The following is a 17961-nucleotide window of genomic DNA, read 5'->3' as shown; positions in this document are numbered from 1 at the left end:
AATAACAACACCCAATCTACACCACACTACCCACACCCCCCCCCCTTCCTATCACCCCCCACAACAACCCGGGCGCCGTTGTTGTCACACCGAGCAGCCGGTGTGACAACTCCGGCGCACGGAAAGGGAAACACCAGATGTCATCAATACGCCGGCGTGCCTGGTCCTCGGTGTTCGGCGCCGTGGCCGTCGCGTTGCTCCCGGCCTTCGTGGCGGGGCCCGCGGCCCACGCAGAATCCGGCCCCGCCCTGACGCTTCAGGCCGACCACAGCAAGGTGGGGCTGCCCCAGCCCGCCGGCCGGGGGGACTCGCCGCAGATCGGCTGGGGCCTGGCGGGCGAGGCGCCCGGCGGAAGCACGGCCGAGGACGTGGTCGTCAAGGTCGACGTCTCCGGCATCTCCGGATTCGCCGACGTCACCGGCCTCCCCTGCGTGGACGACATCTGCTCATGGCCCAGCCGGGACATCGCCCCCGGCGAGTCCACCGGCGGCATCGTGGACGTCAACGCCAAGCCGGGCGCCGCGCTCGGCACGGCGGGCACCGCACGGCTGTTCGCCACCTCGTCCAACGCCGGCATCACGGAGACGACCGTCAAGGTCACCGTCGGTGCGGTGGACCTCGGCATCGCCAGGATCCCGGACACGAAGGACGCGGCCCCCGGCTCGACCCTCGCCGCTCCGATCACGGTGTCCAACTCCGGTTCACTCACCGCCGACGCCGTGAACCTGTCGCTCGCCGCGACCCCCGGTCTCGTATTCGCCGAGAAGTTCTCCAATTGCGTGTACGGGACGTCCACCGGAATTCCCTCGGCACACGGGCACGAACTGGACACCGCCGTCTGCCGCATCACCACCCCGGTCGAGCCCGGCAAGGCCTACCGGCTCTCCTCGCGGTTCGGCATCGAGGTCGGGCGGACGGCGCTCTACGAGTTCGTCGACTACCGGATCGAAGCCGCCTCCACCTCCGTACCCACGGCCGCCGCCTCCGACGGGCCGGTGCTCGGACTCGTCGAGAACGGGACGCCCCCGGTCGTGAGGACCGACCACGCCCAGTGGCAGATCGACGCCGACAACACCGCCGACATCGAGCTCACCGGCTCCACCGCGAATGCCGGCCCGGGCGACGAGACCGTCCTGACCACGAAGGTCCGCAACAACGGTCCCGCCACGTTCAACCTGCTGAGCTCCGACGTCCAGATCGGCGTGCGGATCGAGATCCCCAAGGGCACCACCGCCGTGAAGATCCCGTCGGAGTGCGGCGTGTGGACGGGTGGCGGTGTGGGCGAACCCACGCCGGGAGCCCCCGAGTACATGTGCGCGGTCGGATCGCCGTTCACCGTCGGCGAGACTCTGGAGCTGCCGTTCACCGTCAAGGTCGGACAAAACGCTCCCGCCACCACCGCGGGCGACGCCACCGTGACCACCGTGTGGGGAGGCGAGCTGAACGCGGACACCGACAAGTCGAACAACACCGCGAAGATCACACTGACGACCCCGGCCGCCACCGCCACTCCGGGGACCACCGGCCCGTCGCCGGACGTGGATGCCGAGGAGACCGCGGCCCCGGCCGCGTCCGACGGCCCCGTGAGGACCGGGACGGCCGCTCCGGGCTCCTCGAACGCCTCGGGGACCCTGGCATCGACGGGCAACGACGCCACACCGGCGATCGCGGCGGCCGGCGCCCTGGCGCTGATCGCCGGTGGCGCGGTCGTGGTCGTGGCCCGCAGGCGCAGGACCCGTACCGGAGAAGTGGCCTGACCCGGCCCGTGCGCGTCGCCCGCGTGCGCCATGCCCGTCTCGTCGCCCGGCTCCGGACGGCGGGACGGGCGTGGTGCTGCCACGCGGCGGGGCACGGGTGACCGTGGCCCCGCCCCGGCCGGCTGCGGCGGACGCCTGACAGCCGGTCCGGTCCGCCCTGGTCGCCGGCGATCCGCCGTCGCTGCTCGGCCACGGACGGTGCGAATCTCCGGCACGCCGATTCCGGCCTCGACAACGAGGTACAAGAGGTCCAACGGCTTTCCGCCGTGCGAACCCTCACGGCCCGGACGTACGCGTCCCGGGCCGCCCCCGGGAGGCCTGCCCTGTGCTGCATCTGCGTCTGATCGTTCCGCCCGCCCGCACGGACGAGGTGGTGAGACTGCTCGACGACAGCGTGGGCACCGCCCATCTCGTCGTGCTGCCGGGCGCCGCCCGCTCCCCCGCCGGCGACCTGGTGCTCTGCGACGTGGCCCGGGAGGCGGGTGACGAGCTGATCGGCCGGCTGCGCCGGATCGGTATCGACCGCTCGGGCTCCATCACGGTGGAGAAGCTGGACCTGACGCTCTCCGAGCACGCCGACCGGGCCGAGGAGCAGGCACCGGGCGAGGGTGCCGACGCGGTGCTGTGGGAGGAGCTGACGGAGGTCACGCACGAGGAGTCGACGTTCAGCGTCACCTACGTCGCTTTCCTGACGATCGCCACGATGCTCGCCGCGGTCGGCGTGATGCTGGACAACGCGATCCTGATCGTCGGCGCGATGGCGGTGGGCCCCGAGTTCGGACCGCTGGCAGGTGTTTCCACCGCTCTGGTGCAGCGCGCGCCCCGGCTGGTGGCGCGCTCGCTGGCCGCGCTCGTCGGCGGGTTCGCGGCGGCGATGGTGATGACCGCCGGGTTCGCCTGGCTCATGGACGCCTGCGGGCTGTTCACGAGGGCGATGGTGGAGGCGGACCGGCCGAACACCTCTTTCATCTGGCAGCCGGACCGGATGTCGTTCGTCGTGGCGTTCCTCGCGGGGATCGCCGGGACCCTGTCGCTCACCTCGTCGAAGTCGGCCGCGCTGATCGGGGTGACGATCTCGGTGACGACGGTCCCGGCCGCGGCCAACGCGGCGGTGGCGTTCAGCTACTCCGACTACGCGCAGACCACGGGCTCCTCGCAGCAGCTCCTCGCCAACCTCGGCGGCATCGTGCTCGCCGGCACCCTCACCCTCCTCGCCCAGAAGGCTTTCTGGGCGCTCCAACTGCGCCGGCGCGCCCGCCCGGACGGGGCGGGGCGGGCCGGGGCGGGTGACTGAACCGGGCCGCCGTCGCCCGGGAGCGGGGGCCGGTCAGCCGTTCTCGGCCGACCGGCGGTCCATCACGGAGAGTGCTCGGTGCGCCAGCGGGTGGGTGCGGACCAGTTCGGCCAGTGAGGTCGTCCCCCGGGTGATCCCGGCGAACGCCTTCCAGGCCGGCCGGAAGGTCGTGAGCACCGCGTGCAGGACACCGGGGCGGCGCTCGAAGAGCTTGAGCATCCGGCGTCCGACGTTCATCTCCACGCCGAGTCCGGCCTTGATGGCGAAGGCGTAGTTGAGCGCCTGGCGCCGGGCGTCCACCGCGTCACGGGCCTCGGCGATGCGTACCGCCCACTCCCCCGCCAGCCGGCCGGAGCGGAGCGCGAACGAGATGCCCTCGCGGGTCCAGGGCTCCAGGAGGCCCGCCGCGTCGCCGCAGACCACGACCCGGCCCCGGGAGAGCGGCGAGTCCTCGCTGCGGCAGCGGGTGAGGTGGCCCGAGGAGATCTTCGGTTCGAACCCGGCCAGCCCGAGGCGGGCGACGAAGTCCTCCAGGTACCGCTTCGTCCCGGCGCCGTCGCCCCGGGCGGAGATCACGCCGACGGTCAGCGTGTCGCCCTTGGGGAAGACCCAGCCGTAACTGCCGGGCATCGGGCCCCAGTCGATGAGCACCCGCCCGGCCCAGTCCTCGGCGACCGTCTCGGGGACGGGGATCTCGGCCTCCAGGCCGAGGTCCACCTGATCGAGCTTCACCCCGACGTGGGCGCCTATGCGTCCGGCACTGCCGTCCGCCCCGACGACGGCCCGTGCGAGCACCGTCTCGCCGCCCGCCAGCACCACCGCGACGGTGCGCCGGTCCGGTACGGACGAGCCGTGCTGCTCGACCCGCGCGACGGAGGCACCCGTACGCAGCTCCGCGCCGGCCTTCTGCGCCTCCTCGACGAGCTGGGCGTCGAACTCGGGCCGGTTGATGAGACCGAAGAGCATGCGCTTCGACTTGCGGGTACGCGCCAGCTTTCCGTTGAGGGAGAAGGTGACGGCGTGCACGCGGTCCCGCAGGGGCAGTTCGAACCCCGGCGGAAGCGAATCGCGTGAATATCCGATGATCCCGCCGCCGCATGTCTTGTAGCGGGGCAGCTCCGCCTTCTCCAGCAGGAGGACCCGGCGGCCCGCGACGGCTGCCGCATATGCCGCGGAGGCACCGGCCGGCCCTGCACCGACTACCACGACGTCCCACACCGACGACTCTTCGTGCTCACGCTCGGCGTCTGCGTTCTCGCTGCTCACGATGTGCTTCTGCTCCCGATCCGACCAGTTGCCCCAGCTACTGACGGCATCCTACGGCGCGATCCGGCCAGGGTCCGCTGTGGGAGGATCGGCAGTGTTTTCGTCGTACGGACAACGCCGGACAAACGGCATCGTCCACGGCCGTGCACGCCTCGCACGACCACCCGGCACCGCACTCACAAGGAGCGTTTCATGACCGCCCGTCCGATCCCCGAAACCGTTGCCTCGCTGATGCCCCGCGCCAAGGCGGAGCTGAGCGAACTGGTGGCGTTCCAGTCGGTGGCGGATCCCGCGCAGTTCCCGAAGAGCGAGTGCGAGGCGGCGGCCGGCTGGGTCGCCGACGCGCTCACCGCGGAGGGATTCCAGGACGTCGCACTGCTGGACACCCCCGACGGCACCCAGTCCGTCTACGGCTGCCTCCCCGGCCCGGCCGGAGCCCCGACCGTGCTGCTGTACGCCCACTACGACGTGCAGCCGCCGCTCGACGAGTCCGCCTGGCTCTCTCCGCCGTTCGAGCTGACCGAGCGCGACGGCCGCTGGTACGGCCGCGGAGCGGCTGACTGCAAGGGCGGCCTGATCATGCATCTGCTCGCCCTGCGCGCCCTCAAGGCGAACGGCGGCGTGCCGGTCGGCGTGAAGGTGATCGTGGAGGGGTCCGAGGAGCAGGGCACCGGCGGCCTGGAGCGGTACGCCGAGGAGCACCCGGAGCTGCTCGCCGCGGACACGATCGTCATCGGCGACGCGGGCAACTTCCGGGTCGGGCTGCCGACCGTCACCGCGACCCTGCGCGGCATGACGATGCTGCGCGTGACGCTCAACACCCTTGAGGGCAACCTGCATTCCGGCCAGTTCGGCGGAGCGGCCCCGGACGCGCTCGCCGCGATGATCCAGCTGCTCGCCTCGCTGCGGTCCGAGGACGGTACGACGACGGTGGACGGGCTCGCCGGGGAGACCTCGTGGGACGGGCTGCAGTACCCGGAGGACGACTTCCGCAGGGACGCGAAGGTGCTGGACGGGGTGGAGCTGGTCGGCACGGGTACGGTCGCGGACCGCATCTGGGCGCGGCCCGCGGTGACCGTGATCGGGATCGACTGCCCGCCGGTCGTCGGTGCGACGCCGTCCGTGCAGGCGAGCGCGCGGGCCCAGATCAGCCTGCGGGTTCCGCCGGGCCAGGATGCCGTGGAGGCGACGAAGCTGCTGACCGCTCACCTGGAGTCGCACGCCCCGTGGGGAGCGCACGTCTCGGTCGAACAGGTGGGCCAGGGGCAGCCGTTCCGCGCGGACGTGACCAGCCCCGCGTACACCTCGATGGCGGCGGCGATGCGGGTCGCGTACCCGGGCGAGGAGATGCAGACGGCGGGCATGGGCGGGTCGATCCCGCTCTGCAACACGCTGGCGCAGCTGTACCCGGACTCGGAGATCCTGCTCATCGGGCTGAGCGAGCCGGAGGCGCAGATCCACGCGGTGAACGAGAGCGTCTCGCCGGAGGAACTGGAGCGCCTCTCGGTCGCGGAGGCGCTGTTCCTCCAGAACTACGCGGTGTCCCGCCAGGGCTGACGGCCAGCCGTCGTCGGGGGCGGGGGCCGGGCGCACCGGCCCCCGCCCCCGACGACGGCCCTGCCCGGCTCTCTCAGCCGACCGGCACCCCAGCCTCCAGGTTGAGGACGGTGGAGCGCTCGCGGGCCCGGAGCGCCCATCTCAGCCGCGTGTAGCGGGTCGGCGGGAGGAGCCGGGCGGCCTCCTCCTCGGTGACGAAACGCCACTGCCGCAGCTCGGAGTTCTGGAGCCGCAGCCCCGCCGCGTCCTCGGCCCGCAGTACACCCCCGTCGAAGAGGAACCGCAGGCCGCCGTAGCCGGGCGGGCGGGGCGCCTCCCAGTCGACCACCAGCAGCCTGGGCTCGCTGGCCAGGACCAGGCCGATCTCCTCGGCGACCTCCCGGACTCCCGCCCGGGCCGGCGCCTCGCCCGCCTCGACGATCCCGCCGGGGAACTCCCAGCCGGCCTTGTAGGTGGGATCGACGAGGAGGACCCGGCCGTGCTCGTCGAAGAGGAGGACGCCGGAGGCGACGGTCTCGGCGGTCGGAGAGGGGTTCTGGACGATCCCGCACTCTCCGGCCGCGCCGGTGCGTACCGCTTCCTCGATCCGCAGCGCGGTCTCGCGCGGGGTGAGGGCACCGGTGTCGATGACGTGGGCGTCGGCGGTGAGCCACGGGAGGGCCGCGCGGTAGGGCTCGATGTGTTCGAGGCACCAGCGGCGGGCCCGCCGGCTCCGCTCGGGCTCCTCGGGAGACGCGTGCCGCTGCGAGATCCGCTCGCGCAGGATCGTTTCCTCTGGGAGGAGCAGCACGTGGTGGACGGGGATGCGGCGGGAGGCGAGCCCACCGAATATCTCGTCGCGGTACTCCTGGCGCAGCAGCGTCATCGGGACCACCAGCGTGCCCGGGACCTCGGCGAGCAGCGCCGCCGCGGTGTCGACGACCAGGCGCCGCCAGATGGGCAGGTCCTGGAAGTCGGTCACCTCCGCCAGCCGCTTCTGGGGCAGCAGCCCGCGCAGCGCGGCGCCGGTCAGCCCGGGGTCGTACAGCGTGCTGTTCGGGATCAGATCGAGCAGCTCGCAGGCCGCGCTGGTCTTGCCCGCACTGAACGCACCGTTGACCCAGACGACAATCACGAGTACTCCAAGACCGGAGGGCCGCTGACCAGCGGCGGAGCGGGTTTTACCGGTTCGTCTGGGAGAGGTGTGGGAAATGGGGGTGTCCACAGCCCGGCTCTCACGACCGACTTCTCCCAGACCCTCTGGAGATACCCAGCGATCCGTTCTTCCATCGCGCTCGTCACCTCGCTGTACGTTCCCTCCAGACCGGGCAGCTCATGGCGGCTGGTGACCGCACAGACGGTGGCGATGGTGACCTTGCCGGTCTTGCGGTCGGTGCGGCGGCGCTCGATCCGGGCAGCCGGGCAGGCCACCCCGGTCCAGCTCGCGAAGCCGATCCGGGAACATTGAGCGTTCTCAGCGTTGCCTGTCCAGAGTGAGGATGGCTCAGGCGATGACGGTCATATGGTTGGGGCTGATGCGGGATCTGGGGAAATCTGCCAGGACTTCAGCCGTGCCATGCCTCGTTCGACGGGTGGGCGTCGACAACAACGCCACCGGAACATGGAGTGCCTTCAAGAAGATCCCCGGCAATAGCAGCATCGAGAGCATCGCCGTCACGGACACCGGCAACACCGTCCACCTCTTCGCCATCGCCGGAAACAACGAGATCTACAACGCCAACGGCAACTACACCACCGGCACCTGGGGGTCCTTCAACAGCGTCCCCGGCAACACCGGCATCAAGGACATGGCAGTCTCCACAAACAGCTGACACCGTCACCTCGGCCCGCCGCCGAGCAGGACCGAGAGCAGTAAGCAGAGTGGCCGCCCACAGCAGTGGGCGGCCACGCGCGACTGGACCGCGAGAGGCGCGCAGGTAGACGTCCTCCTGCGGATTGATCTGCACGGCGCCCTTCACCTCCGTCGCATTCTCGGGGACTGCCATCTTCATGAACGCCGATGCCTCCGGGGCGCCCATGCCGTTCCCCAGTGCGAGGCGCGCCCGTCCGTCGTCCGGTGGTCATCCCCGCCGGCACTCGAACAGGAGGCGAGCAGCAGAGTGGCCCCCACCACCGCCAACAGACGTGGTCGCAGGGCAGATCGACTGTTCAACGGTTCTCCTCGTCGCCGCGTGAGACGTGTCCGCGAGAGCCCTCGCGGCCAGGGTCCGCCGGTGTCACCCCGGCGACCTCCCGCTGTGCGAGTTGATCCGTCAAGCCACTTTACAAAGCTGCCACCCCCTCATCGCCCCGGATGCGACGCGGAAGGCGACGCGGCCTGCCGTGGCTCGGGGGGGGGGGCGTTCCGGCTGCCCGGAGCCGACACCTCACCTCCTGGAGGGCGCCGCCACGGCGGCGTGTTCGGCCGTGGGCCCGCATCCGGGACCCCGTGCATCGGGCGGCATCGGCACCGACCCCGTCTCAGGCGAAGGTGTCGCAGTCGGCGATCTCGCCCGTCCGGTAACCGGCGGTGAACCACTTCTGCCGCTGCGCCGCGGAACCGTGCGTCCAGGTGTCCGGCGTGACCTCGCCCTGGAACTTCTCCTGGATCCGGTCGTCACCGACCGCCGCGGCCGCGTCCAGTCCCCGATCGATGTCCGACTGGGTCAGTTCGGTGATCAAGGGCCTGCCGCTCCTGGGATCGGGGGTGGTGGTCGCGTGGTGGGCCCAGACTCCGGCGAAGCAGTCCGCCTGGAGCTCCAGTTTCACCGATCCGCTGTTCTGCCCCTGGCCGCGCCCTCGGGAGATGGTGCCACTGAGGTCTTGGACGTGGTGCCCGTACTCGTGCGCGATGACGTACGCCTCGGCGAAGGGGCCTCCCTCGGCACCGTACGTGCTGGTGAGTTCGTCGAAGAAGCCAAGGTCGAGGTAGACCTTGTCGTCGGCGGAGCAGTAGAAGGGGCCCACCTCGGACGTCGCGTCGCCGCAGCCGGTGCTCACGCTGTTGGTGAACAGCCGGGTCGGTGCCTGCGTGTAGGACTTCCCCGCAGCCGATTCGTTCTGCTTCCAGAACGCCTGGACGCTGTCGACCACGGCCACGATCCGGCAGTCGTCCTTCGTATTGGCGTCGGCACCCGTCCGGCAGTCCGCCGCCAGGCCCCCGGTATCGGTCCCCGTGGATCGGCGGGCGCCGTCGGAGGGGTCCGAGCCGAGAAGGCCCGGGTCCATCCCGAACACCAGCGAGGCGACCAGTACCAGCAGACCGACCACCCCTCCGCCGACCGTCCTTCCGCCACCGGGAATCCCGCCGAGCGCCCCGCCACGGCCGTCCTGGACCTCGGAGGTGTCCAGTGCGGCGTCGTCGTCGAACCTCATCAGTGACTCTCCCTCACAGCGCGCCGGTCCGCCCTGCGTCGCTCGGCTCGCGTACCCCCGAGAAGCCGTCCCACCCGCACGGGATACGGGCCCGCCGGGAGTGTCGTCCCGGCGGCCCCGCCCGACGGCCCTGGTGCGGCAGCACCGAGGAGCGAGGCCCGCCCCTCACCACCACCCGAAGGCGAAGCACCAACGAAACTGCGGCCGCCCCGGCCTACCGGACCGAGCAGGGGCGCCGCTGGTTCCGGCACAACCCCAGCGGCGAGCCCGCCGTCGCCGCCGCGACGAAAGCATCCACCGCCGCCCGGGACCGCGTCGCCCAGCACCTGCTGACGGTGCGCCTGGAGCAGTTGCGCGAGCAGGCCACGGGGCGCCGGGTCGCCCGGGCCGGGGTGGCGTCGTGGGCGGCCTGGCTGCCGGAGCCGGCCGCCCCTACCGTCGTCGGCACCACCACCGGGGCGGTGTGATCGCGTGAGCACCGTCCAGCCGGAGCCCTCTGGTCTCGACCTCGCGCGCCAGGCCCTGATCGCGTCGACGGGGAGGAAACGCCTTGCGCCCGAACTCCACGCTGCTCGGCGGAGATCTCCACGGCCGGAACAGCCCCGCGTCGGCGGGGAGGACTTCACCGATGAGCACGGCCGGGGCTCCCTCCCTGTCCTCCCCGCCGACGTGGGGGTGCTCCGCCCTCAAAGTCCATGGTGCCCAGTAGGCAGGCGGGCGCTCTCTGCAGAGGGATGCCCGAGCGCCCAGAGGTCCTGCCGCCTGCCAGAGCACGTCGGCCGTGCCGGGCCGGTCGGGTGAGTGCGCTGCCAAGGTGTTCGCGGTGGCGGCCGGTGAGTTGGTGGTGGAGGTCCAGGGCCCGGGAGCGGACCGGTCCTGTGCGGTAGCCCGGCGGACGTGAACGGCGCGGTGGTGGCCGCCGGCGTCGACCCGGACCAGGTCGAGCAGATGACCGCGCACGTCACCGCGGCGGGAAGCCCGGTGGAGACGGAGTTCGCGGGCGACCGGCTCATTCACCGGGCGGACGAGGACGGCGTCGTGGCGGCCGCCCAGCCCGGCAGCGGACTCGCCCACCAGTGGAACCCCCCACACCAGCCGCATGGTGATCGCCGGACGGGACGAGATCACCGTGGCGACCGCCGCCGCCCGCCTTGCCCGTGAGGTCGTCCGCGGCAGGCTCCTCGCCGATGGCTGGCAGATCCCGCACGCCTCCGCCGTCACCGACCCGACGGAGCGACGGTCCTCGCCCTCGGCGACAAGGTCGCCGGGAAGACCACCACCGGGTTCCTTCTCGCCCGGGCCGGATGGCGGCTGCCGGCCAACGACCGGATCTTCGTCCGCGTCCTGGACGGCCAGGTCCGCATCCTGCCCCGGCCGTCCGCCGCCGCGATCGGCTTCGGGTTCCTCGACTCCCTCTGCCTCTACGAACCGGTCCGCCGACGCGTCCTCGACGGCGAGCTCATGCACCCCGCCCAGCACCAGCGGGTCACCGACGCCCTCGTCGCCGGGGACCGCACGCCGTGGTGGAAGGCATCCTGCAAGGAGCTGAAGCCCCAGTTCTTCCCCGACCAGCTCACCACCTGGCTCGGCACGAACCTCGCCACCGAGGGCCACGCCGCAAGGCATCCTCTTTCCGAACATCCAGCCCGGCGCCGACCCCGCACTGACCGAGACCACCCGGGGCGTCCAGGACGGCGACTTCTTCAACGCGGCCACCGAAGACCGCTACCCCGACATCTTCGGACTGCTGCCCCTCACCGGCCCCACCCCCGAACTCACCCGGGCCCTCGCAGCCCTCCCGCACCAGGCCCTCGTCCTCGGGCACGACACCACCGCCGCGACCGCGCTCCTGGAGAACACCGCCACCCGCCTGGGGTAACCCCCGCCCCTACTCGGCGCGTGAGGCCCGCACCCACCCGGTGCGGGCCTCACGCGCGTCGGCCGCGCCGCCGATCTTGCTGTCGTGCCGCCGGGGGGACGCTCAAGATACGGTGCTGGAACGGTCGCCCTGAACCATCCACGGCTGCTCGAGGCGGTGCTTCAGGGGACGTTGCGCGGGGCGTGATCGAAGAACCGTCGAAGAACGGCTGGTTGGTGGCAATAGGAACTCCGGCGGGAGAAGCAGCATTGTGCAGCCCACTGGGGTCATGGCCTGATCCGCACGGACACGGGCCGATACGAGATTGAGGGACAGCCAGTTCTCAGCCCGCGCCAGGCGGAAACGACCCCGGCTGATCCGGTCCGCGTGACGGATTCGGCGTCCCCTCGCTGCGCTCCGCGGCCGATCCCTGGTGCCTACCGCCTTTGGTCGGCCCTTTGGCATGCCCCAGAAGGTCTTGGCAGGGGGTGTGGAGGGGGCTCATCATGAGACGCGCCATTGTCATGGACACGGCTCACGTTTGAGTGCCCCACTCCTCTCCCCAGGGAGCCCCCATGGATCAGCCCAGCCCCCACGCCGTCAGAACCTCGCGCCGACGCCTGCTGCAGGGCGCCGCCGTCACCGCCGCTGCAGCCGCGCTGGGGCCATTGGCCGCCGCCCGTGCCGCCGCAGCAGCCCCCTATCCCGTGACGCACTGGATACCGGCGAGCACCTCCAATTACACGGTCTCCAGCCGCCCGAGCAGCTACCCCCTGAACTACGTGGTCATCCATGTCACCCAAGAGACCTTCCAGGACGCGATGCGGATCTTCGAAGATCCGGCCCGCCAGGTGTCCGCGCACTACATGGTCGCCTCCGGCGACGGCTACATCGGGCAGTTCGTACGGGAGAAGGACATCGCCTGGCACGCCGGCAACTGGGACTACAACACGCGCTCCATCGGCATCGAGCACGAAGGCTGGGTCGACCAGCCGCAGTGGTTCACCGACGTGATGTACCAGCAGTCGGCGAAGCTCACCGCGGCCGTCTGCGACCGCTACGGCATCCCGAAGACCCGTACGCACATCATCGGCCACGTCGAGGTTCCTGGCACGGACCACACGGATCCGGGTCCGAACTGGGACTGGACGAAGTACATGAAGCTGGTCAACACGGCCTGACCTCTCCGTGCTGTCCGGCCGAGCGGGGGAAGGAAGACTGCGGGCAGGGAGTTCGTCTGCTGCCACCGTGATCGGTTCGGCTCCCTGGCGCTCCGTGATGAGTTGGTGAAAGCGCACAGGTCCTGCACAAACAGGTTCGGAAAAAGGATGACCGCCCGCGGTACGACCCTCACCGCAGACCGGGACGCGCCCTCCGGCAGCGTGCATCCTCGGTCTGCCCGATGCCCGCCGCGCGTGCCCCCGACCGCAAGATCGCCGCCGAGTGGGCGGGCGTCCTCCCCGCCGACGCGGAGCACTTCGTGCGGCGGCGGGAGGAGGCTCGCGTCCAGGAGGCCGAGCGTGAAGCTGCCCGTGACGCCGCCCGGGAGCAGGCCGGACTCGCGCGGCAGGCCGCCGCCGTCGCCGCCAGGACGCGCCAGGTTCCGGCGTGCGAGGACTGCGGGCGGGCCGGGGCCAGCGGGCTGTGCGAGGCGTGTGGCTGCCAACGCGAGACCGAGACGCTCACCGCCCGGAGCGTGCAGCTCGTCGCGTCGCGGACGCTCGGCCCGTCGGCCGGCGCCGTGGACGTCGCGGCCCTCGACGCGTCCGCGACGCGGGTCCCGTCCCTCGGCGCGGCCCGGCCGTCCGGAGGGGCTCCAGCCTTCTGTGGCTTGCCCGGAACACCCTGTGGCGAAAACCCGGCGCGGCGAACCTGTTGTACGAAGCCGTGGACGGGGTACCCGTCGGCGGACGCCCCGACGTACCGGCCACGCGGAACCGGTGGCCCGGCGGAAGGCGGCGGGCCGTCACGGGAGCACGCGATCGGGCGGTCCGGCGAGACCGCGCACAACGGCAGAGGGGGCACACCATGCGTCGGACGGTGCTCAAGCAGTTTCCCGCCGGCGGGCCGCGCGGCAGCTGGCCCGCCGAGGAGTTCGCGGCCGCGCGCCGCGGCGAGGGGCTCACGGTGGAGGTCGTGATGGACCTGGACCGGGACGCCTTCCTCGTGGTGGTCGCCGGGTCCTCGGCCCACCGCGTCCGCTGAGCGGTGTCCGCCCCGGGCGCGCCGGGTTTCCGCCCTTCCGGAAGAGACGGCGGAGCGAAAAGGCCGGCCGCCTGCTTGCGCCGGCCGTTGCCACTGCCCGGGCACAGGCCCCGCAGCGTGGTGGCAGAACGGGCCGAAGTATCACGCGCCGGGCGAGCGCCTTCCGTGGCCCGCCCGGTCCGTCTCTCCGGCTTTCGGGGCATCGCATCCCGTATGAGATGGCCGCTCCAGCCACTCCGCGCGGGCTGTACCGCAAAGGTCCTGCCCTCGAGTGGACGCTGTCGGCAGAGCCGACTCGGTGCTCAGCCGGTGCTCAGCCGGTGTTCCGTCAGGTGTCCAGCGACCGGGCGAAGTCGGCGAGCGCGTGGAAGTCGTTCTCCCGTAGGCCGATCCGTGGATCGACGTGGCGCAGGAGCCCGGGACCCTGGTGATGGGCGGTTACGTAGGTCTGGTCCGGCTCGCTCTGCTCGTCGTCCACCCAGGCGAACGGACGGCCGTCCGCGTAGTCCACCAGCGGCCCGGTCTTCCAGTGGACTCCGTCAGGGCGTTCCAGGAGCAGGACAGCGCCGAAGTCCACGAAGGGGAGTTCCGGAAGGCCCAGGACCGGTGCGATCCAGCGGTTGGCGTCGTCCATCCATGTGGTGGCCCAGCACAGCTCGAAGCCGAGCTGGAGCAGGATTCGTCCGTGGTCCGGGTTGAGCCAGACTCGCAGGGTGCGGCGGGACAGGAGGCCACCGTCGCTCCGACGGGTGTCGTTCCGCGGAACTCTGAGTGTGGTGTATCCGTCGGGGCGCCTCTCCGGCTTGGCCGCGTAGGGGTTGAGCGGCCCGTCCACATCGAGGAACAGCAGTGGCCGGTTCATGGTTTCCCCCGTCCTGCGCACTGTGGACCGCGCCGGTCGGCGCACCTGTGGGATCCGGCCTCCGGATCGTCGGCCGACCGCGCCCGCCGAGGGATGTCCGCCCCGGGCGCGGCGGGTCGCGGCGGGCCCGGGTACGTCTCAGCGCACGGTGGCCGCGGCGGCCGCTCCCACGAGTCCGGCGTCGTTGCCCATCACCGCGGGGGTCACCGTGAGGTTGCGTACGAAGGAGAGCGTCGCGTAGTCGGCCAGGGCCCGCCGCAGTGGGGCGAAGAGTACGTCACCGGCCCCGGCCACTCCCCCGCCGATCACCGCGATGTCGATCTCGACCAGGGTCGCCGTGGCGGCGATCCCGGCGGCGAGCGCCTGGGCCGCACGGTCGAAGGACGCCTGGGCCAGGGGGTCTCCCGCCTTGGCGGCGGCGGCCACGGCGCGGGCCGTCGTGTCTCCGTCGGGTCCGGGCTGCCAGCCGCTGTCCAGGGCCCGGCGCGCGATGTTGGGGCCGCTGGCGATCCGCTCGACGCAGCCGCGCGCACCGCAGGGGCAGGGGTCGCCGTCCAGATCGACGCTGATGTGGCCGATGTGGCCGGAGTTTCCGGTGGGTCCGGGGTGGAGCCTGCCGCCGAGGACGAGACCGCCGCCGACCCCGGTCGACACGACCATGCAGAGTGCGTTGTCGTGCCCCCGGGCCGCCCCCTGCCAGTGCTCGGCCGCGGTCATCGCCACGCCGTCGCCGACCAGGGTGACCGGCAGCCCGCCGATCGTCCCGCCCACCCGGTCCACCAACGGGAAGTCGCGCCAGCCGGGAACGTTGACCGGGCTGACCGTGCCGGCCGAGGCGTCCACCGGACCGGCGCTGCCGATGCCCAGCGCGCAGGCGCGCTCCCAGTGCGGCGAGGCCATCAGCTCGGAGAGGACCCCGTCCACTGCCCCCATGACCGACTCGCCGGACTCCTTGGCGGGCGTCGGCCGCTGCGCGCGGACGAGCAGCGTGCCGTCGTCGCCCACCAGCGCGCCGGCGATCTTGGTGCCGCCGATATCGAGGGCTGCGACGAGGTCGGTATGCATGGGCCTTGGCTCTCCGGATGAGTAGAAGGGCGGACCTGCTGGTTCCGTCCTTGTGGTCTGCACAGTCTGTATTGCCATGACAACGTTGTCCAGGGCCTATGCTCGACGCCACAGCCCCGATCCCCCGCGGCGTTGACACCGGTGTCGACGCACCCTACGACAGGACAGCGCACTGTGGCCGAGACCGCCCGTCATTCCGAGCCCCGCTACGGCAACCGGCCCACCATGAAAGACGTGGCCGCGCGGGCCGGAGTAGGGCTCAAGACGGTCTCCCGGGTGGTGAACGGCGAGGCCGGAGTCACACCCGACACCGAGCGCCGGGTGCAGGAGGCGATCGACGCCCTCGGCTTCCGCCGCAACGACAGCGCCCGCGTTCTGCGTAAGGGCCGTACGGCGTCCATCGGACTCGTCCTGGAGGACCTGGCGGACCCGTTCTACGGTCCGCTGAGCCGCGCCGTGGAAGAGGTGGCCCGCTCGCACGGGGCGCTGCTGATCAACGGCTCCAGCGCCGAGGACCCGGTGCGCGAACAGGAGCTGGTGCTCGCGCTCTGCGCGCGGCGGGTGGACGGGCTGATCGTGATCCCCGCGGGCGACGACCACCGCTATCTGGAGCCGGAGATCAGGGCCGGGGTGGCGACCGTATTCGTGGACCGGCCGGCGGGTCTCGTGGACGCCGACACCATCCTCTCCGACAGCTTCGGCGGCGCCCGGCAGGGCGTGGCCCACCTGATCGCCCACGGCCACCGCCGGATCGGCTTCATCGGCGACCAGCCGCGCATCCACACGACGACGGAGCGGCTGCGCGGCTACCACGCGGCGATGGCCGACGCGGGCATCGCCGTCGACGACCGGTGGGTCTCCCTCGGGGTCACCGCCCCGGAGCGGGTGCGCGCCGCCGCCGAGGAGATGCTCTCAGGACCTGAGCCGGTGACCGCGGTCTTCGCGGGCAACAACCGGGTGACCGTGACCGCCGTACGAGTGCTCGCCGACCGCGAACCGCCGGTCGCACTGGTCGGGTTCGACGACATCGAGCTGGCCGACCTGCTCGGCATCACGGTGATCGCGCAGGACGCGGCAGCGGTGGGACGCACCGCGGCGGAGCACCTCTTCCGCCGTCTGGAGGGCGGCGGACACGCCACCGCCCGTGTGGAGCTGCCGACGACCCTGGTACCCCGCGGCTCGGGCGAGCTGCCCCCGGCCTGAGCCGGCGGAAGACCCGGCGGCCGGCGCTGAAGGCGCGGCCGCCGTACTCAGCCGGCCGCGGCGCCGTGGCCGGTTCGCGCGTACGCGTCCAGCTCCCGGCGGCCGAGCCCGGTCAGCCGGGTGACCTCCTCGGTGTCCAGGGCCCCGCAGTCGATGCCGCGCAGCAGATGGCCGCTGAGCGCCTTCGCGGTGGCGGGTTCGTCCATGACGTCCCCGCCGGCCTTGGCGACGTACCCGGCGAGACGGGCCGCCGCCTGGTCCAGGCCCTCACGGTAGAAGGCGTAGACGGCCGCGTAACGGGTCGGCAGATGCGCCGGGTGCATGTCCCAGCCCTGGTAGTACGCGCGGGCCAGAGCGCGGCGGGTGAGGCCGTAGTGGAGCCGCCAGGCCCGGTGCACGCGGTCGGTGGGGCCGACCGGCAGCACGTTGGTGGAGCCGTCCGAGACCCGTACGCCGGTGCCCGCGGCGGCGACCTGCATGACGGCCTTGGCGTGGTCCGCGGCCGGGTGGTCGCTCGCCTGGTGGGCGGGGCTGACGCCCACGCTCGCGCTGTAGTCGAAGGTGCCGTAGTGCAGGCCGGTGGCCCGGCCCCGCGCGGCGTCGATCATCCTCGCGACGGCGGCCGTCCCGTCCGCCGCGAGGATCGACTGGCTGGTCTCGATCTGGATCTCGAAGCGCAGCCGCCCCTCGTCCAGGCCGTGCGCCCGCTCGAACGCGTCGAGCAGCCGGACGAAGGCGAGGACCTGCTGCGGGTAGGTGACCTTCGGCAACGTGAGCACCAGCCCGTCGGGCAGCCCGCCGGAGCGTACGAGCCCGGTGAGGAACACGTCCGTGGTGCGGATCCCCCGCGCGCGCACGGAAGCCTCCATGCACTTCATCCGGATGCCGGCGTACGGGGGCGCGCCGCCGTCCGCGTACGCCCGTTGGACCAGGTCAGCGGCGCGGGCGGCGGCCTGGTCCTCCTCTGCGTCCGGGCGTCTGCCGTAGCCGTCCTCGAAGTCCACCCGCAGGTCCTCCACGGGCTCGCGCTCGAGCTTGGCGCGCACCCTGTCGTGGACAGGTACGGCGAACTCCTCGGGGAGGCCGAGTACGGCGGCGAAGGAGGCCGCGTCCGGGGCGTGTTCGTCGAGTGCGGCAAGCGCCCGGTCGCCCCAGGAACGTACGGTCGCGGCGTCGAAGGCGTCGGCCGGTACGTACACCGTGTGCACGGGCTGGCGGGTGCCCGGGTCGCCCGGGTAGCGGCGTGCGAGTTCCGCGTCCACCTCCGCGAGGGACGCGCCGATCTCCTCGCCCACCGCGTCGTCGAGGCTCGTCGCCACTTCAGCCCGTCGGCCCATGACCGCACCTCCACGCTCTCGATACGTCCGCCGGCCGGAACTTCCGCTGACCGGAATCGATGATCCGCATGGCGAAGCTATAAGCGCGACGGGACACGCGTCAACGGTGTACGGCGACGGGCCGGGGCCGTGCGGGGGTGTCCGCGTGGTCCCGGCCCGTGGCCGTCGTGCCGTTCCCCGCGTGTGTCTTCGGCCGGGGAGGT

15 protein-coding genes are annotated in these 17961 nt (G+C 72.0%); 9 read left to right on the top strand and 6 right to left on the bottom strand.

Going from position 1 to position 17961, the window contains the following annotated elements; all coding sequences use genetic code 11:
- Positions 1-137 precede the first annotated feature (137 nt).
- Entirely contained in the window at positions 138-1757 is a 1620-nt protein-coding gene (locus tag ACWCSV_RS33885; RefSeq protein ID WP_451148978.1) for an LPXTG cell wall anchor domain-containing protein, read from the top strand.
- Positions 1758-2082: 325 nt separating this feature from the next.
- Positions 2083-3051, top strand: coding sequence for a DUF389 domain-containing protein (locus ACWCSV_RS33880; RefSeq protein WP_451148976.1), 969 nt, complete (start codon positions 2083-2085; stop codon positions 3049-3051).
- A 33-nt stretch (positions 3052-3084) separates the two neighbouring features.
- Here ACWCSV_RS33880 and ACWCSV_RS33875 read toward each other — a convergent pair whose 3' ends face one another.
- The gene (locus tag ACWCSV_RS33875; protein ID WP_451148974.1) at positions 3085-4317 is read right to left on the bottom strand and encodes a geranylgeranyl reductase family protein; all 1233 of its coding nucleotides are present in this window, start codon (positions 4315-4317) and stop codon (positions 3085-3087) included.
- A gap of 192 nt (positions 4318-4509) precedes the next feature.
- On the opposite strand from ACWCSV_RS33875, the gene ACWCSV_RS33870 reads away from it, so the two are divergent.
- Entirely contained in the window at positions 4510-5874 is a 1365-nt protein-coding gene (locus ACWCSV_RS33870; RefSeq protein ID WP_451148972.1) for a M20/M25/M40 family metallo-hydrolase, read from the top strand.
- Positions 5875-5947: 73 nt separating this feature from the next.
- On the opposite strand, the gene ACWCSV_RS33865 is transcribed toward ACWCSV_RS33870, so the two are convergent.
- On the bottom strand, positions 5948-6985 hold the full coding sequence (locus tag ACWCSV_RS33865) for an NUDIX domain-containing protein (protein WP_451148980.1): 1038 nt from the start codon (positions 6983-6985) through the stop codon (positions 5948-5950).
- A 439-nt stretch (positions 6986-7424) separates the two neighbouring features.
- Here ACWCSV_RS33865 and ACWCSV_RS33860 point away from each other — a divergent pair, with 439 nt between their 5' ends.
- On the top strand, positions 7425-7685 hold the full coding sequence (locus ACWCSV_RS33860; protein WP_451148970.1) for a hypothetical protein: 261 nt from the start codon (positions 7425-7427) through the stop codon (positions 7683-7685).
- 649 nt (positions 7686-8334) lie between these two features.
- Here ACWCSV_RS33860 and ypfJ read toward each other — a convergent pair.
- Positions 8335-9228 carry a KPN_02809 family neutral zinc metallopeptidase gene (gene ypfJ / locus ACWCSV_RS33855; RefSeq protein ID WP_451148968.1) on the bottom strand — a complete coding sequence of 298 codons (894 nt, stop codon included), beginning with the start codon at positions 9226-9228 and terminating at the stop codon, positions 8335-8337.
- Between the two features lie 2 nt (positions 9229-9230).
- Between ypfJ and ACWCSV_RS33850 the strand changes: the two genes are divergently transcribed.
- The 4 genes from ACWCSV_RS33850 (at position 9231) to ACWCSV_RS33835 (ending at position 13291) form a co-directional block, all read left to right on the top strand.
- A complete protein-coding gene (locus ACWCSV_RS33850) occupies positions 9231-9695 on the top strand; it encodes a hypothetical protein (RefSeq protein ID WP_451148966.1) in 465 nt (154 codons plus the stop codon).
- Positions 9696-10125: 430 nt separating this feature from the next.
- Entirely contained in the window at positions 10126-10389 is a 264-nt protein-coding gene (locus tag ACWCSV_RS33845; RefSeq protein WP_451148964.1) for a hypothetical protein, read from the top strand.
- Positions 10390-11661: 1272 nt separating this feature from the next.
- The gene (locus ACWCSV_RS33840; RefSeq protein ID WP_451148962.1) at positions 11662-12267 is read left to right on the top strand and encodes an N-acetylmuramoyl-L-alanine amidase; all 606 of its coding nucleotides are present in this window, start codon (positions 11662-11664) and stop codon (positions 12265-12267) included.
- Between the two features lie 847 nt (positions 12268-13114).
- Complete coding sequence (locus tag ACWCSV_RS33835; protein WP_451148961.1) at positions 13115-13291, top strand: hypothetical protein; 177 nt, start codon at positions 13115-13117, stop codon at positions 13289-13291.
- Positions 13292-13619: 328 nt separating this feature from the next.
- On the opposite strand, the gene ACWCSV_RS33830 is transcribed toward ACWCSV_RS33835, so the two are convergent.
- A complete protein-coding gene (locus ACWCSV_RS33830) occupies positions 13620-14153 on the bottom strand; it encodes a hypothetical protein (RefSeq protein ID WP_451148960.1) in 534 nt (177 codons plus the stop codon).
- A 138-nt stretch (positions 14154-14291) separates the two neighbouring features.
- Complete coding sequence (locus ACWCSV_RS33825) at positions 14292-15218, bottom strand: ROK family protein (protein WP_451148958.1); 927 nt, start codon at positions 15216-15218, stop codon at positions 14292-14294.
- Positions 15219-15392: 174 nt separating this feature from the next.
- On the opposite strand from ACWCSV_RS33825, the gene ACWCSV_RS33820 reads away from it, so the two are divergent.
- Entirely contained in the window at positions 15393-16421 is a 1029-nt protein-coding gene (locus ACWCSV_RS33820; protein ID WP_451148956.1) for a LacI family DNA-binding transcriptional regulator, read from the top strand.
- A 47-nt stretch (positions 16422-16468) separates the two neighbouring features.
- Here ACWCSV_RS33820 and ACWCSV_RS33815 read toward each other — a convergent pair whose 3' ends face one another.
- Positions 16469-17758 carry a DUF6986 family protein gene (locus ACWCSV_RS33815; RefSeq protein WP_451148955.1) on the bottom strand — a complete coding sequence of 430 codons (1290 nt, stop codon included), beginning with the start codon at positions 17756-17758 and terminating at the stop codon, positions 16469-16471.
- Positions 17759-17961 lie beyond the last annotated feature (203 nt).

It is taken from the genome of Streptomyces sp. NPDC001770 (assembly GCF_053596135.1).
The sequence above is the reverse complement of the archived record's forward strand: the minus strand, read 5'-3'. Positions and strand labels throughout refer to the sequence as shown.

Coding starts and splice junctions, on each gene's coding strand:
- ACWCSV_RS33885 (WP_451148978.1), top strand. CDS start 138: ATGTCATCAATACGCCGGCGTGCCTGGTCCTCGGTGTTCGGCGCCGTG.
- ACWCSV_RS33870 (WP_451148972.1), top strand. CDS start 4,510: ATGACCGCCCGTCCGATCCCCGAAACCGTTGCCTCGCTGATGCCCCGC.
- ypfJ (WP_451148968.1), bottom strand. CDS start 9,228: ATGAGGTTCGACGACGACGCCGCACTGGACACCTCCGAGGTCCAGGAC.
- ACWCSV_RS33840 (WP_451148962.1), top strand. CDS start 11,662: ATGGATCAGCCCAGCCCCCACGCCGTCAGAACCTCGCGCCGACGCCTG.
- ACWCSV_RS33835 (WP_451148961.1), top strand. CDS start 13,115: ATGCGTCGGACGGTGCTCAAGCAGTTTCCCGCCGGCGGGCCGCGCGGC.
- ACWCSV_RS33830 (WP_451148960.1), bottom strand. CDS start 14,153: ATGAACCGGCCACTGCTGTTCCTCGATGTGGACGGGCCGCTCAACCCC.
- ACWCSV_RS33825 (WP_451148958.1), bottom strand. CDS start 15,218: ATGCATACCGACCTCGTCGCAGCCCTCGATATCGGCGGCACCAAGATC.
- ACWCSV_RS33815 (WP_451148955.1), bottom strand. CDS start 17,758: ATGGGCCGACGGGCTGAAGTGGCGACGAGCCTCGACGACGCGGTGGGC.